This is a genomic window from Gryllotalpicola ginsengisoli DSM 22003, from assembly GCF_000419445.1.
GTDB lineage: Bacteria > Actinomycetota > Actinomycetes > Actinomycetales > Microbacteriaceae > Gryllotalpicola > Gryllotalpicola ginsengisoli.
Map to the genome: position 1 here is coordinate 47,297 of NZ_AULK01000003.1, position 14,661 is coordinate 61,957.

At 68.1% G+C, this 14,661-nt stretch carries 16 protein-coding genes and 2 tRNA genes; 5 read left to right on the plus strand and 13 right to left on the minus strand.

Annotated elements, in window-relative coordinates; translation table 11 throughout:
• Nucleotides 1-19: 19 nt before the first annotated feature.
• Nucleotides 20-1,738, plus strand: a complete 1,719-nt coding sequence (pknB, locus tag H563_RS0106930; protein WP_245556832.1) for a Stk1 family PASTA domain-containing Ser/Thr kinase — start codon at nucleotides 20-22, stop codon at nucleotides 1,736-1,738.
• A gap of 3 nt (nucleotides 1,739-1,741) precedes the next feature.
• Here the strand turns inward: pknB and H563_RS0106935 are convergent, their stop codons facing one another.
• Genes H563_RS0106935 through H563_RS0106945 form a run of 3 tightly spaced genes read right to left on the minus strand, consistent with a single transcriptional unit; the run spans nucleotide 1,742 to nucleotide 3,353 of the window.
• On the minus strand, nucleotides 1,742-2,383 hold the full coding sequence (locus H563_RS0106935; RefSeq protein ID WP_022881883.1) for an anthranilate synthase component II: 642 nt from the start codon (nucleotides 2,381-2,383) through the stop codon (nucleotides 1,742-1,744).
• Complete coding sequence (locus H563_RS18135; protein ID WP_022881884.1) at nucleotides 2,380-2,541, minus strand: hypothetical protein; 162 nt, start codon at nucleotides 2,539-2,541, stop codon at nucleotides 2,380-2,382. Before H563_RS18135 ends, H563_RS0106935 begins: the two co-directional genes overlap by 4 nt.
• A complete protein-coding gene (locus H563_RS0106945) occupies nucleotides 2,541-3,353 on the minus strand; it encodes a class E sortase (RefSeq protein ID WP_022881885.1) in 813 nt (270 codons plus the stop codon). Before H563_RS0106945 ends, H563_RS18135 begins: the two co-directional genes overlap by 1 nt.
• Nucleotides 3,354-3,394: 41 nt before the next feature.
• Between H563_RS0106945 and H563_RS0106950 the strand changes: the two genes are divergently transcribed.
• Nucleotides 3,395-3,637, plus strand: coding sequence for a cell division protein CrgA (locus H563_RS0106950; RefSeq protein ID WP_022881886.1), 243 nt, complete (start codon nucleotides 3,395-3,397; stop codon nucleotides 3,635-3,637).
• A gap of 92 nt (nucleotides 3,638-3,729) precedes the next feature.
• Here the strand turns inward: H563_RS0106950 and H563_RS0106955 are convergent, their stop codons facing one another.
• A complete protein-coding gene (locus H563_RS0106955; protein WP_022881887.1) occupies nucleotides 3,730-4,638 on the minus strand; it encodes a rhomboid family intramembrane serine protease in 909 nt (302 codons plus the stop codon).
• A gap of 42 nt (nucleotides 4,639-4,680) precedes the next feature.
• Nucleotides 4,681-5,214 carry a peptidylprolyl isomerase gene (locus H563_RS0106960; protein ID WP_027479199.1) on the minus strand — a complete coding sequence of 178 codons (534 nt, stop codon included), beginning with the start codon at nucleotides 5,212-5,214 and terminating at the stop codon, nucleotides 4,681-4,683.
• Between the two features lie 109 nt (nucleotides 5,215-5,323).
• Between H563_RS0106960 and H563_RS0106965 the strand changes: the two genes are divergently transcribed.
• Nucleotides 5,324-5,833 (plus strand): hypothetical protein, encoded by a 510-nt coding sequence (locus tag H563_RS0106965; RefSeq protein WP_022881889.1) that lies wholly within the window; start codon nucleotides 5,324-5,326, stop codon nucleotides 5,831-5,833.
• An 86-nt stretch (nucleotides 5,834-5,919) separates the two neighbouring features.
• On the opposite strand, the gene H563_RS0106970 is transcribed toward H563_RS0106965, so the two are convergent.
• Nucleotides 5,920-6,342, minus strand: a complete 423-nt coding sequence (locus H563_RS0106970) for an NUDIX hydrolase (protein ID WP_022881890.1) — start codon at nucleotides 6,340-6,342, stop codon at nucleotides 5,920-5,922.
• Between the two features lie 38 nt (nucleotides 6,343-6,380).
• On the opposite strand from H563_RS0106970, the gene H563_RS15460 reads away from it, so the two are divergent.
• Nucleotides 6,381-7,307: an alpha/beta hydrolase fold domain-containing protein gene (locus tag H563_RS15460; protein ID WP_022881891.1), complete on the plus strand. Its 927-nt coding sequence runs from the start codon at nucleotides 6,381-6,383 to the stop codon at nucleotides 7,305-7,307.
• Nucleotides 7,308-7,326: 19 nt separating this feature from the next.
• On the opposite strand, the gene H563_RS0106980 is transcribed toward H563_RS15460, so the two are convergent.
• Both H563_RS0106980 and H563_RS0106985 read right to left on the minus strand, forming a co-directional pair.
• Nucleotides 7,327-7,725, minus strand: a complete 399-nt coding sequence (locus H563_RS0106980) for a PPOX class F420-dependent oxidoreductase (protein WP_022881892.1) — start codon at nucleotides 7,723-7,725, stop codon at nucleotides 7,327-7,329.
• Nucleotides 7,726-7,748: 23 nt separating this feature from the next.
• Nucleotides 7,749-8,300 (minus strand): P-loop NTPase family protein, encoded by a 552-nt coding sequence (locus H563_RS0106985; RefSeq protein WP_027479202.1) that lies wholly within the window; start codon nucleotides 8,298-8,300, stop codon nucleotides 7,749-7,751.
• Nucleotides 8,301-8,424: 124 nt separating this feature from the next.
• Between H563_RS0106985 and H563_RS0106990 the strand changes: the two genes are divergently transcribed.
• Complete coding sequence (locus tag H563_RS0106990) at nucleotides 8,425-9,282, plus strand: DUF3626 domain-containing protein (RefSeq protein WP_022881894.1); 858 nt, start codon at nucleotides 8,425-8,427, stop codon at nucleotides 9,280-9,282.
• 32 nt (nucleotides 9,283-9,314) lie between these two features.
• Here H563_RS0106990 and H563_RS0106995 read toward each other — a convergent pair.
• The 5 genes from H563_RS0106995 to gyrB form a co-directional block, all read right to left on the minus strand.
• Nucleotides 9,315-9,387, minus strand: a tRNA-Ala gene (locus H563_RS0106995).
• Between the two features lie 14 nt (nucleotides 9,388-9,401).
• Nucleotides 9,402-9,478, minus strand: a tRNA-Ile gene (locus tag H563_RS0107000).
• Nucleotides 9,479-9,559: 81 nt separating this feature from the next.
• A complete protein-coding gene (locus H563_RS0107005) occupies nucleotides 9,560-9,970 on the minus strand; it encodes a DUF3566 domain-containing protein (RefSeq protein WP_022881895.1) in 411 nt (136 codons plus the stop codon).
• A gap of 6 nt (nucleotides 9,971-9,976) precedes the next feature.
• Nucleotides 9,977-12,559: a DNA gyrase subunit A gene (gene gyrA / locus H563_RS0107010; RefSeq protein ID WP_022881896.1), complete on the minus strand. Its 2,583-nt coding sequence runs from the start codon at nucleotides 12,557-12,559 to the stop codon at nucleotides 9,977-9,979.
• 93 nt (nucleotides 12,560-12,652) lie between these two features.
• Complete coding sequence (gene gyrB / locus H563_RS0107020; protein ID WP_022881897.1) at nucleotides 12,653-14,641, minus strand: DNA topoisomerase (ATP-hydrolyzing) subunit B; 1,989 nt, start codon at nucleotides 14,639-14,641, stop codon at nucleotides 12,653-12,655.
• Nucleotides 14,642-14,661: the final 20 nt, after the last annotated feature.

Below are 14,661 nucleotides of genomic sequence, written 5' to 3' on the forward strand. Positions count from 1 at the left end.
CTGATTACACTTTCCCGCAGTGAGCACTGAACAGGAGACCCCCGTGACCGACCTCCGCCGGGTGATCGCCGGCCGGTACGAGGTCGGCGAGCTCCTGGGCCGGGGCGGCATGTCCGACGTGCACAAGGGTGTCGACACCCGGCTCGGCCGCACCGTCGCGATCAAACTGCTCAAGCCGCAGCTGGCCACCGATCCGGCCTTCCGCACCCGCTTCCGTCAGGAGGCGCAGGCGGCGGCCCGCATGGCGCATCCCACGATCGTGCGCGTGTTCGACGCCGGCGAAGACACCGTGCACGACGAGGACGGCAACGAGGTGCAGGCGCCGTTCATCATCATGGAATACGTCGACGGCGTTCCCCTCGACGAGCTCATCGAGCGGGGCCCCATCGTTCCCGAGCACGCCATCCGCCTCACCGAGGGCATCCTCACCGCGCTCGAGTACTCGCACCGCGCCGGGGTCGTGCACCGCGACATCAAGCCGGCCAATATCCTCATCACCCGCCAGGGCCAGGTGAAGGTCACCGACTTCGGCATCGCCCGGGCCATCAGCGAGACCAGCGCCTCGCTCTCCCAGACGACCGCCATCCTCGGCACCGCCAGCTATTTCTCGCCCGAGCAGGCGCGCGGCGAGCAGGTCGACGCCCGCACCGACCTCTACTCCACCGGCGTGGTGCTGTTCGAGATGCTCACCGGCCGCCCGCCGTTCCGTGGCGAGACCCCGGTGCAGGTCGCCTACCAGCACATCAGCGAGATCCCGGTCAAGCCGTCGAGCCTCAACCCCAAGGTCTCGCCGGCCCTCGACGCCGTCGAGCGCAAGGCCCTGCAGAAGGACCGCTTCGAGCGCTACCAGACCGCCGCCGAGTTCCGGGCCGACCTCGAGGTCGCCGCATCCGGCCGCGTCCCGCGCGCGCCCAAGAGCAACGCGCCCGCCGACCTGCTCTTCGCTCCGCCGCCGGCGCCCGTCTCCAAGGTCGAGGCGTCCTTCCGCCAGCTCGCCGACGACAGCCGGCAGCCCCGCACGCAGAGCCGCCCGCCCGCGCTGTGGATCATCGCCGGCGTGCTCACCGTCATGGCCGTGATCGCCGCGCTGCTCATCGCGATCATGAACCAGAACCCGAGCCAGGTCATCAGCGACACCTCGACCACGGTCCCCTCGATCGCCGGTGAGCCGCTCGCCCAGGCCAAGCAGGCTCTCACCGACGCCGACCTCAAGATGGTCGTCGAGTACGAGGCCAGCGACACGCAGGACAAGGGCACGGTGATCCGCAGCGACCCCGACGAGGGCTTCGTGGCGACCAAGGGCACCGAGGTCACCGTGTTCGTCTCCTCGGGTCAGGCGACCGTCACGGTTCCCGACGTGACGGGCATGTCCGACAAGGACGCGCAGAAGAAGCTGACGGATGCCGGGTTCCAGATCGGCTTCGTCCGCCTGGCCGACTCCGCCACCGAGCCCTCCGGAACGGTGCTGTCGACCGATCCCGCCAAGAACACGCAGGCCCACAAGGGCGACACCGTCGACCTGACCGAGTCGAACGGCAAGGTCTCGGTTCCCGATGTGACGGGCCATTCGATGCAGGACGCCCAGCAGGAGCTGAGCGCTCTCGGCTTGCAGGTCGACGCGCCGCAGCCGGACAGCAGCTGCAAGGTGCAGGCAGGAACGCCGGTCATCCGGCAGTCGATCGTGGGCGATCAGCCGCAGGGCGCGGAGATCCAGCTCTACTACTGCTTCGGCGACTAGGCGTCAGCCGCCGGCCTTCATGAGCGGGTCGAGCGTCGCCGCCCGCGCGGCCGCGCCGCCGAGTCCCGCCGCCTCGAGCCAGTTGCCGAGCATGCGGTAGCCGTCTTCGGTGAGCACGGATTCGGGGTGGAACTGCACCCCGTAGATCGGCGCGCGCACGTGCTGCACCGCCATGATCACGCCGCCGCTCGTGCGGGCGATCACCGCGAGCTCTTCGGGCAGGGTGCCGTCGACCACGGCCAGCGAGTGGTACCGGGTGGCGGTGAACGGCTGCCGCACCCCGCGCCAGAAGGCGCTGCCGTCGTGCTGCACGAGCGAGGTCTTGCCGTGCATCAGCTCCTCGGCGCCGGTGACCACGCCGCCGAACGCCTCGGCGATCGCCTGGTGTCCGAGGCAGACGCCGAGCAGCGGCGCGCCGGAGTCGAGCGCCGCGTGCACGAGCGGGATCGACACTCCGGCGTCGACGGGCTTCCCGGGGCCGGGCGAGAGCAGCACCGCGTCGTACGCGGCGAGCTCGGCCGCGGCATCCGCCTGTGCGATGTCGTCGTTGCGCACGACGTGAGTCTCGGCACCCAGCTCCTGCAGGTAGCCGTTCAGCGTGTAGACGAAGCTGTCGTAGTTGTCGACGACCAGCACCCGCGTCATGTGCCCACCGTGCCCTGCTCGTTGGCGTTCAGCAGCGAGTCGACCCAGGGGAACACCCAGGTCACCAGCGCCCACAGCACCAGCACCAGCAGGACGAGCAGGATGAGCACCCGCACCCACCACGGGCCGGGCAGCACCCGCCACAGCGCGCCGTACATCAGCCCACCTCCGACGCGATCGCGGCCGGCGGCGTCTTCGAGAACGACTCCAGCACGCCGTAGGCGATGAGCCGCTCGACCGAGTGATACGGCGGGTTGCAGGTCGTCATGGTGAGCAGGCGATCGGATGCCTTCGCCTTCGCCTCGTGCGGAACCGGCAGGAGCACGTCGACGGCGGTGGGCTGGACGTACTCGTAGTTGCGGAAGGCGTAGGTGTAGAAGCCGTCTTTGGTCTGCACGTAGATCTTGTCTCCGACCCGCAGGTTCTGCATGTGCAGGAAGGTGTTGCCCCAGCCGGTGTCGTGGGCGGCCACCGCGAAGTTGCCCACGCCGCCCGGCATCGCCGTGCCGTCATAGTGCCCGACGCCGGCGTCGTAGCTGTTGAGCACATCGTCGCCCGTGCCCTCGCGGATCGTTCGGCGCCACTCGGTGCCGAAGCGCGGCACGTACATGATGCCCACCGCCTGCGCGTGCGACGGCTCGTCGGAGACCGGGATGGTGCTGCTGGTCTGCGCCTGGCCGCTGCCGCTGCCGCTCGGCGCACTCGACGCCGTGCTGCCGTCGCCGGATTCGCCGGATTCCTGCAGCCACTCCTTGCTCAGCTGCGAAGCGGCGCCGTTCTGCTGGGCGTTCAGCACCCAGCTGTTCCACCAGTTCTGCCAGCCGATGAAGAGCAGCACGATGACCCCGGCGGTGACGAGGAGTTCGCCGAACACCCCGACGATCGAGACGCGCGCGCCGCCGCGGTTCCGCCGGCCGCGACGAGGGCTTTCGTCGGCCGCGGGGCCGGGGGTGCTGACGGGGGCGCTCACCCGCGCGATTCTATCCACGTGGGCCGCTAAACTACCGGGCTATGGCCTCCAACACCCGCTCGAAGCTCTCGCCCGAAGAGCGCGCCGCCGCCCGAGAGCACGCCGGCAACCCGATCTGGTTCAAGCCGGTGATGCTCGGCTTCATGATCGTCGGGCTGCTGTGGATCATCGTCTACTACGTCGCCGGGGGCACCTATCCGGTCCCGTCGCTCGGCGCCTGGAACCTGCTGATCGGGTTCGGCGTCGCCTTCATCGGCTTCCTGATGACGACCCGCTGGAAGTAGCGACGCTCGTCCACACGCCATCAACACTGGGGATAATTACAGCGCTGTGATTATCCCCACTGTTATTAAGGCTGTGGATAACCAGCGCCGTTCTACACAGTGTGGATAACCATCGGCACGCAGCCCAGCACGAGCAGCACGGCGCAGTAGCCGACCAACAGCCACACCTGCAGTTTCTGCCGGCGCACCTGCCGCGTTTCGAGCAGGATGAACCCGACGATCAGCCCGCCGATGAGGCCTCCGATGCCGATCACGAGCACGAGCCATCCGCTGAAGAAGACGTTGATGGCCAGGTTGATCGCCACGAACAGCAGCACCGGCCCGACCCGGCCGCCCATGCGCCGCTGCACGATCACCATCGCGCCGAACAGGCCGAAGATCGACGCGAACGCGCCTGCCGTCGTGTAGAAGCCGGAGACCCACAGCATGATCAGCCCGCCGGTCACGCCGCTGGCGAAGTAGACCACCAGGAACCGCCACCAGCCGAGCAGCTGCTCGAGCACCTGCCCGAGCATCCAGATGCTGAGCAGGGCGAACAGCACCGACAGGGGGCTGCCGGTGATCAGGATCGGCGTGACCACGCGCCACGGCGCGAGCCAGTTGGCCGAGTAGGACAGCGCGCCGAGCACCGAAGTGCCGATGACCGGCAGCACGCCGAGCAGGAACACGAGCGCAGTGGCCGCCATCACCCCGTAGGTGGCGATCGGATGCCCCGCCGCGGCGAGCCCCGTGATGCGGCGCACCAGCCGCGATGAGCGCACCCGTGGCGGGCGGGCGCTCGCGCCGCCCCCGTAACCGGAGTAGCCCGACCCGCGCGTGTACGCCGTCTCGCGCGCTTCGGCGCGCTGCTCGCGCATGCACTCGGGACAGATCACGCCGACCGGAGCGGGCGTCTGGCATTCGCCGCAGATGGTGCGCCCGCACCGCTGGCAGAGCACGAAGCTCTGCCGGTCGGGGTGCCGGTAGCAGTAGTTGGCCGGGTCGGATCGGTAGTCCGTCACTGCGCCGCCGCGTCCTTCCTCTCGGCCGGTCGGGGGGTCAGTTCACGCGTCGACGACGTCGATGGAGGTGATGACGACGTCTTCGAGCGGCTTGTCGCGGGCGTCGGTCGGAACCTGCGAGATCTTCGCGACGACCTGCTTCGAGTCCTCGTCGGCGACGGCGCCGAAGATGGTGTGGTTGCGGTTCAGCCAGGGCGTCGGGTCGGTGGTGATGAAGAACTGGGAGCCGTTCGTGCTCGTGCCGCCGCCGCGATTGGCCATGGCGAGCAGGTAGGGCTCGTTGAAGGTGAGCTCGGGGTGGATCTCGTCGGCGAAGGTGTAGCCGGGCCCGCCGGTGCCGTTGCCGGCCGGGTCGCCGCCCTGGATCATGAAGCCCGGGATGATGCGGTGGAAGATGACGCCGTTGTACAGCGGCCGGGTGGTCTTCTCCCCGGTGGCCGGGTCGGTCCACTCCTGGGTGCCGGTCGCGAGGCCGACGAAGTTCCGCACCGTCTTGGGGGCGTGGTTGCCGTAGAGGTTGACGACGATGTCGCCCTGGTTGGTGTGGATGGTGGCCACGGCCGTGTGGATGGACATGATTCCCATACTGGCATAGAGGGTACTTCCCCCTCGCTTGCCTCCTGGGAGTCAGGTGGCAAGATGGGAGGCAGTTTCACTCCCCCGTAAGCCCTCGAGGAGGTACCCGGTGAGTCTGACCCTGTCGAAGAAGCGCGCGAAGGAGCTGAGCAAGCTCAAGGCTGAGGCCGAAGCGCTGCTCGCGCACCAGCAGGACGTGCTGGCGCACGCCACCAGCGTCGGGCGGGAGGCCGGGCGTCAGGCTCAGCACCTGACTCGCGAGGAGCTCGTGCCGCGCGTGCGCGGCGGATACGAGAGCTACGTGGCGCCGGTGGCCAGCAAGGCCGGCGACTTCGTGAACCACACCGTCGTGCCTGCGGTCGGCACCGCCATCGGCACGGCGCTCTCCGTGGCCGACGTGGCGAACGACGCCCGCGTCAAGGCGGCGGTCAAGCGCCTCAAGCAGGCCACCGGCAAGGTCCCTGCCAAGAAGAAAAAGAAGTCGGGCTTCGGCACCTACATCGCGATCGGCGTCGGCGTCGCCGCACTCGCCGGCGTGGCGTACGCCGTCTGGCAGACCTTCCGCGCCGACGACGAGCTGTGGGTCTCGGACGAGCCGCCCGCCTCCCCCGAGGGCTGACCCGCAGGTCTCCGTCGGCTGAGGGGCCGCGAAGCGCTCTTCCCTTCCGTCGGCTGAGGAGCCGCGAAGCGGCGTCTCGAAGCCGCTTACAGCTCCACGCCCGCCATCCGCATCCCGACCTCGACGAGGCCGACGCGCTTCAGCGCCGCCACCTCGTCGAGCTGGATCCAGCGCGCCTCATCCGTCGACCCGTCGATCTCGTTGGTGAGTTCGCCGCCCGTCACGTGCGCGCGGTAGATGATGCGCAGCGCCTGCAGCGGCTCGTTCACGTCCGCGAGGCGCTGCTCGGTCGGCACGATGTGCGAGTCGATTCCGAGCAACTCGTCGAGCTCCGCCCGGTACCCCGTCTCCTCGAACACCTCGCGCACCGCCGCGTCCCGCGGATCCTCGTAGGGCTCGAGCCCTCCGCCCGGCAGCGTCCACCCGTCGCTGCCCCGCTCGCTCCAGTGTGAGAGCAGGATGCGCCCGTCCTCGATGATGATGCAGTAGGCGGCGACACGAAGACTCACGTGAGCGAGCCTAGTGTCGCGATGCATACCGTATTGGCATGACGGATGCCTTCACCGCGCGTCCCTCGGCGCTGCTGCGCCTCACGATGCTCGCCCTTCCGCTGCTGCGCAGCAGGCATACCCTCGTGTCGGAGCCACGCTCCCGCGCGGACATCGCGGCATCCGTGGGAAAGCGATTCGCGCCGCCGCCCCGGTCGGCGGCACGCCGCCTCTCGATCTCTCGCACGCGCCTCGGCCCCCTCGACGCGACCGTCATCGAGCCGCGCGGGGTGCAGTTGTCGCGCCGATCTCTCGTGTACGTGCACGGCGGCGGGTACGTGCATCAGTTCGAGCGGGCGCACTGGTGGCTCACCTCGTCGCTCGCGCACTCGCTCGGCGTCCGGATCGTGGCGCCGGACTACCGGCTCGCCCCGACGGGCGATGTGGTGGCAGGCGTGTCCGATGTCGCCGCGGTCGTGCGCGTCGTCACGGAGCGCGACGGGCTCGCGCCGATCATCGCCGGCGACTCGGCCGGCGGAGCGCTCGCGCTGAGCGTCGCCCGGCGCCTGCGCGGCACGAGTGCGGCCCCGGCTCACGTCGTGCTGTTCTCGCCGTGGCTCGACGCCGCCCTGCGCAACCCCGAGATCGCCGAGTTCGATCGGCGTGACCCGATGCTCGCCGTGACCGGCGTGCGCATCGCGGGCGAACTGTGGGCGGGCCCGTTCGGCGTCGATCACCCCGACGTCAGCCCGGTGTTCGCGGATCCCTCGGGTCTTCCGCCGACCTCGATCACCATCGGAACGCGCGACATCTTCTATCCGGATGTACGCGACTTCGCCGCATCCGCTCGCCGGGCCGGCGTCGACGTGGCCGTGTTCACCGCATCCGACGCGTTCCACGTGTTCGTGGCCGCGACCCTGCTGCCCGAGTCGATCGCCGCCGGCGACTGGCTGAAGGACCGCCTCACCGGCGTGCTGCGGGCGTGAGCCGGGGGCGTCGCCCGCGTCACTGCGTCGTGTAGTGCTCCACGCTCATCACGAGGATGACCCGGTCCGGGCTGTCCGCCGGCGGCTGCTGGTCGGTGATGCCGTAGCGGTGCGCGAGGTGCACATAGAACTCGCCGGTCGGGTCGGGCACGACCTCGATCAGTCTGCCGCGCACCTCGACGTAGTTGAACACGTCGTCCGGGTTGATCACCGCCAGGCTCATCGACGGGTTGTGCTGCAGGTTGCGGTACTTGGCGCGCTTCGTCGTGTGCGTGAAGCGGATCACCTCACCGTCGAACTCGAACCACATCGGGTTCACCTGCACGGTGTCGTCGGGGCGGATCGTGCCGAGGAATCCGTAGTTCGGCGCCTCGAGCAGTGGGATCAGATGGTCGGGAATGATGTCGCGTGCACCCATGACTCCATTGTCGCCGCGTTGTGTCATGAGTCGACGGATGCGCGAGCCGGCAGCGCCTCGATCCACCGATCCAGCTCGCGCGGGGTGCGGAACAGGATCGTCTGCGGCATGGTCGGGTCGGCGGCCCAGCGTCGCATGGTCTCGCGCTTTGCCTTCCAGGTCTGGAAATGCCACGCGACGATCGAATCCCGGGCGAACGCGCGCCCGAGGGACTCGCGGTTCCCGTTGCAGATCTCTTCGCGCGTACGGATGCGTCGCGCCGTGCGGCGCAGCAGGCGCTGCAGGGAGAACCACCGCGGGTAGTCCAGCCCGAGAATCAGGTCGACCCGAGGAAGCACTAGGTCGCGCCATGAGCTGTAGCTGCTGTCGAGCACCCAGCCATCACGGGCTGTCGCGGCGTCGACCAGCGCGAGCTGCTCCTCGGGGTCGCGCTGCACCCACCCGGGCAGCCAGCCGATGTCGTCGGCGAGGACCGCCGGCACACCGAGCCGCTGGGCGATCCGCACGGCGGCGGTGCTCTTCCCTGAGCCGGTCACCCCGTGGATGAGGATCCGCCGCTCAGCAGCATCCGACATGCCCGCTCCCCCTTCGATCCGCCGCTTTGGCATAGTAGCCGCATGCTCGATCTCGTCTTCGTGCACGAGTACGACCAAGTGGCCGAGAACTTCTGCCGCTGCCAGGCGCAATAGCCTTGGGGACGTGTCGCACCCGGACTTCATCGCCGACGTCCTTGCACATGTCCGCCGCATGTCGGCCGGAGAGCCGCTTGAGCACACCGCGCGCGTCGATCTTCACTTCCATCCAGACGTGTACCTCCCGGGCGGCGCATCCGTTCTCGACGGCATCGCCTCCTCCGGCGTCTACAAGTCGCAGTTCGAGACGGGCGTCAGCGGCGGCGGGTTGACCGCCTACTTCGGTGGCGACCGGTTCGTGTGGGAGCAGCGCATGTTCGCCGGCATCTACGACGCCCTGCCTCCGGCCGCCCGACCCAAGTACGGCGCGCTGAACCTCACCGCGGACCCCTACGGCGCGGCACCCCGATTCGGGAGCTGCTACTTCAGGCTCCGGGCCGCCGTGCTCGCGCGCACGACGTTCTGCTACCCCGATAGCTACCTCCAGCCGACGCGCTTCGCCACCGCCGATCGATTCGGGCTGCGCGAGGCGTTCGCCGTGCCCCCGACCGACGACCCGCTCGATCACTACATCGAGGCCCACGTCCACGGCGACGTCGTCATCGCGAGAGATGTCGAGGCGCTGGTCCTCGATCCCGCCTACCGCGGCACCGCGATCGAAGCCGCCGCCCACCGCCTTGGCTGCCCGCTCGAATGGCACCCGGGCTATCGGGCCTCAGTGGAGGTTATCCGCCGGCATCCCGCCTATCGGGGAGCGGAGATCGCGAACGTCGCAGACGAGCTCGCCGAGCACGGCGAGCTCACCCCCGAGATGATCGGGCGCGCCCGCGCAAGCGCCGGCTACGATCCGCAACAGCTGAAGAAGGTTTGGCACTGTCTGGCCAGGTACGGGCGAGCGTTCTCCGTCAATCCCGGGGCGGAATGAGTCCGCGGCCTCCGCGCATCCCAGTTTTCTTGTGGAGCCTAGGAGATTCGAACTCCTGACATCCTGCTTGCAAAGCAGGCGCTCTACCAACTGAGCTAAGGCCCCGGGGGGGACAAATGTGGTGGGGCTACCAGGACTTGAACCTGGGACCTCTTCATTATCAGTGAAGCGCTCTAACCGCCTGAGCTATAGCCCCGAAAATCGGACCTGTGCAAGGTTACCCGACGCAGTGGCCTGCCGCGAAATCGGCCCGGGAAACCACTGCGAAGGGCGCGGCTCAGCTGTTCGTGAAGCCGACCAGCAGCCCGCCGGTGATCTTCACGCTGAGGTTGTACAGCAGCGCGAGCACCGCGCCGAGCGCGGTGATCACGACGATGTCGAGGATGCCGACGATGATCGAGAAGCTCATCACATTGCCGAGGCCGATGGCGTCCATCAGACTGTTCGACCCCTGGCCCGAGATCGAGGTGAAGAGCTGGTCGACGGTGTCGAACACGCCCGTCTTGGTCAGCACCGTCCACAGCAGGAACGAGGCGACCACGCCGATGATCGCGACGGCGAGACCGGCCAGGAAGGAGATCTTCACGCTCGACCAGAAGTCGATGTAGACCAGCTTCAACCGCACCTGCTTCGACGCGGGGCGCTTCGCGGTCTTACGGGCAAGCCTTTCGGCAACGCTCGTGGTCATGGGTCGTTAATCCTCCGCTTCGCCCGATTCCTCGGGCTCTGGCTGGTCGGGCTCAGTCGACTCGGACGATGCCGAACCGGACTCCTCAGCGTCCTGTTCCTCGAGGTCTTCCTCGATCTTGCGCTCGCTGTTGCGAGCCAGGGCGATGATGCGGTCCTCATCCGCGAAGCGGGCGAAGACGACGCCCATCGTATCGCGACCCTTGGCGGGAACCTCGGAGACCGCCGAGCGGACGACCTTGCCGCTCGCGAGCACCACCAGCACCTCGTCGTCGTCGCCGACGATCATCGCGCCGGCGAGGTCGCCGCGGTCCTCGACGAGCTTCGCGACCTTGATGCCGAGGCCGCCGCGGTTCTGCACCCGGTACTGGTCGACCGCCGTGCGCTTGGCGTAGCCGCCTTCGGTGACGATGAACACATAGCCCTCGTCATGCACGACGGATGCCGCGAGCAGGCTGTCCCCGTCGCGGAAGCTCATGCCCTTCACGCCGGAGGTGGAGCGCCCCATCGGCCGCAGCGCCTCATCCGAGGCGGTGAACCGCAGCGACATGCCCTTGCGCGAGACCAGCAGGATGTCGTCGGTGTTCTCCACCAGCAGTGCCGCGATCAGCTCGTCGCCCTCGCGCAGCTTGATGGCGATGATGCCGCCGCTGCGGTTCGTGTCGTACTCGGCCAACGGCGTCTTCTTCACGAGCCCGTCGCGGGTGGCGAGCACGAGGTGCGTCGCCGCCCGGTAGTCGCGCACCGCGATCATCGTCGCGATCCGCTCGTCGGGCTGCATGGCGAGCAGGTTCGCCACGTGCTGGCCCTTCGCGTCGCGGCCACCCTCTGGCACCTCGTACGCCTTGGCCCGGTACACGCGGCCCTGGTCGGTGAAGAACAGCAGCCAGTGATGCGTGGTGGTGACGCCGAAGTGCTCGACCACGTCTTCGCCGCGCAGCTGCGCACCGCGTACGCCCTTTCCGCCGCGGCGCTGCGCCCGGTAGTTGTCGCTGCGGGTGCGCTTGATGTAGCCGTCGCGGGTGACGGTGATGACCATGTCCTCTTCGGGGATCAGGTCCTCCATCGACATGTCGCCGTCGTATCCGTACAGGATCTGCGTGCGTCGCTCGTCGCCGTACTTGTCGACGATTTCCGTCAGCTCGTCGCTGATGATCGTGCGCTGCCGCTCCGGGCTCGCGATGATCTCCTTGTATTCGGCAATCTGACGCTCGAGCTCTTCGAGCTCGTCGATGATCTTCTGACGCTCGAGGGCCGCGAGCCGGCGCAGCTGCATGGCGAGGATCGCGTCGGCCTGCAACTGGTCGACCTCGAGCAGTTCCATGAGCCCCTGCCGCGCCTCGTCCACGTCGGGCGAGCGGCGGATCAGCGCGATCACCTCGTCGAGCGCGTCGAGCGCCTTCACCAGACCGCGCTGGATGTGCGCGCGCTCCTCGGCCCGACGCAGGCGGAACTGCGTGCGCCGGACGATGACCTCCATCTGGTGGTCGATCCACGCCGAGATGAAACCGTCGAGCGGCAGGGTCCGCGGCACCCCGTCGACGATGGCGAGCATGTTCGCGCCGAAGTTCTCCTGCAGCTGCGTGTGCTTGTACAGGTTGTTCAGCACGACCTTCGCGACCGCGTCGCGCTTCAGCGTGATGACCAGGCGCTGGCCGGTGCGGCCCGAGGTCTCGTCGTTGATGTCGGCGATGCCGGCGAGCTTGCCGTCCTTGACGAGGTCGGCGATCTTCATCGCCAGGTTGTCGGGGTTCACCTGGTACGGCAGCTCGGTGACCACGAGCGCCGTGCGGCCCTGGATCTCCTCGACGCTGACCACGGCGCGCATCGTGATCGAGCCGCGGCCGGTGCGGTAGGCGTCCTGGATGCCCTTCGTGCCGAGGATCTGCGCACCGGTCGGGAAGTCCGGCCCGTGGATGCGCTTCATGAACTCCTCGAGCTGCTCCTCGCGGGTCGCCTCGGGGTGTGCGAGGGCCCACAGCGCAGCATCCGCCACCTCGCGCAGGTTGTGCGGCGGGATGTTCGTCGCCATGCCGACCGCGATGCCGACCGAGCCGTTGACCAGCAGGTTCGGGAACCGCGCCGGCAGGATCGTCGGCTCCTGGGTGCGGCCGTCGTAGTTGTCCTGGAAGTCGACGGTGTCTTCGTCGATGTCGCGCACCATCTCGAGCGCGAGCGGGGCCATCTTCGTCTCGGTGTACCGCTGTGCGGCGGCGCCGTCGTTGCCGGGCGAGCCGAAGTTGCCCTGGCCGAGCGCCAGCGGGTAGCGCATCGTCCACGGCTGCACGAGGCGCACGAGGGTGTCGTAGATCGCGCTGTCGCCGTGCGGGTGGTACTGACCCATCACCTCGCCCACCACACGGGCGCACTTCGAGAAGGGCCGGTCCGGGCGGTAGCCGCCGTCGTACATGCCGTAGATCACACGGCGGTGCACGGGCTTCAGCCCGTCACGCACCTCGGGCAGCGCGCGGCCGACGATGACGGCCATGGCGTAGTCGAGGTAGGACCGCTGCATCTCCAACTGCAGGTCGACCTGGTCGATCCTGCCGTGGATGCCAGGGCCTTCGGGGACGGGGGTCTCGTCACTCATTTAAACGGATGCCTTCGTGCTCAGGGTCTCGTCGATCGGCCGCTGGGCCGATCGCTCGACCTTGACGGGTTCGCTGCTTCGCATCTCACGCCGTCAAATGTCCAGGAAGCGGACGTTCTTGGCGTTCTTCTGGATGAAGTGCCGGCGCGAGTCGACGTCTTCGCCCATCAGCGTGGCGAAGATCTCGTCGGCGCTCGCGGCGTCCTCCATGGTGACCTGCCGCAGCGTGCGGGTCTCGGGGTTCATCGTGGTCTCCCACAGTTCCTCGTAGTTCATCTCGCCGAGACCCTTGTAGCGCTGCACCCCGTTCTCCTTCGGGATGCGCTTGCCCTCGGCCTGCCCGGCCTTCAGCAGCGCGTCGCGTTCGGCGTCCGAGTACACGAACTCGTGCTCGGCGTTCGTCCACTTCAGGCGGTACAGCGGCGGCTGGGCGAGGTAGACGTAGCCGAGTTCGATGAGCGGGCGCATGTATCGGAAGATCAGGGTCAGCAGCAGCGTCGTGATGTGCTGGCCGTCGACGTCGGCATCCGCCATCAGCACGATCTTGTGGTAGCGCACCTTCTCGGCGTTGAACTCTTCGCCGAGCCCTGCGCCGAACGCGGTGATCATCGACTGGATCTCGAGGTTGGCCAGGGCCCGGTCGAGCCTGGCCTTCTCGACATTGAGGATCTTGCCGCGCAACGGCAGGATCGCCTGCGTCATCGGGTTGCGGCCCTGCACCGCGGATCCGCCTGCCGAGTCGCCCTCGACGAGGAAGATCTCGCTGATCGACGGGTCCTTCGACTGGCAGTCCTTGAGCTTGCCCGGCATGCCGCCGCCCTCGAGCAGGCTCTTGCGCCGGGCCGTCTCGCGCGCCTTGCGGGCGGCCAGGCGCGCGGTGGCCGCCTGGATGCCCTTGCGGATGATGTCGCGGGCCGCGTTCGGGTTGCGGTCGAACCAGTCGCCGAGCTGCTCGCCCACGACCTTCTGCACGAACGCCTTGGCCTCGGTGTTGCCGAGCTTCGTCTTGGTCTGGCCCTCGAACTGCGGCTCGGCGAGCTTGACCGAGATGACGGCGGTGAGGCCCTCGCGGATGTCCTCGCCGGAGAGGTTGTCGTCCTTCTCCTTGAGGATGCCCTTCTCGCGGGCGTACTTGTTCACGAGCGTGGTGAGCGCCGCGCGGAAGCCCTCCTCGTGGGTGCCGCCTTCGTGGGTGTTGATCGTATTGGCGTAGGTGTGCACGCTCTCGCTGTACGCCGTCGTCCACTGCATGGCGAGCTCGAGGGCGATCTTCTTCTCCGTGTCCTCCGACTCGAAGTGGATGATCTCCTCGTTCACGACCTCGTTCTTCTTGATCGAGTTGAGGTACTCGACGTAGTCCTCGAGTCCGCGCTGGTAGAGGAAGACGTCGTGGCGGGCCTCGATGGGCTCGCCTTCGTCGTCGAACTTCTCCTGCTCGCGCTCGTCGAAAAGCTCGATCGTGAGGCCCTTGTTGAGGAAGGCGTACTGCTGGAAGCGGGTACGCAGCGTGTCGTAGTCGAACTCGATCGACTCGAAGATGTCGCCGTTCGGCCAGAACGTGATCGTGGTGCCGGTCTCGTCGGTCTCCTCGCCCTGGGTGAGCGGGGAGTCGGGCTTGCCGTCGTGGTAGGTCTGGCGCCAGACGTGGCCCTTCTGCTTCACCTCCACCTCGAGGCGGTGGCTGAGAGCGTTCACCACGGATGAACCCACGCCGTGCAGGCCGCCGGAGACCTGATAGGCGCCGCCGCCGAACTTGCCCCCGGCGTGCAGCACGGTCAGCACGAGCTCCACCGTCGAGATGCCCTCGGGTTGGTGGATGCCGACGGGGATACCGCGCGCGTTGTCGACCACGCGCACGCCGCCGTCCTTGGTCAGCGTGATGACGATGCGGTCGCCGTACCCGGCGAGGTACTCGTCGACCGCGTTGTCGACGATCTCGGTGACCAGGTGGTGCAGCCCGCGTGGACCGGTCGAGCCGATGTACATGCCCGGACGCTTGCGGACCGCTTCGAGGCCTTCGAGCACCTGGATCTGATTTGCTCCGTAATCCGAAGCTCCGGCCGTCGTCGGTTCATCCGTCATGTGAGAATTGGGCTCCTGAC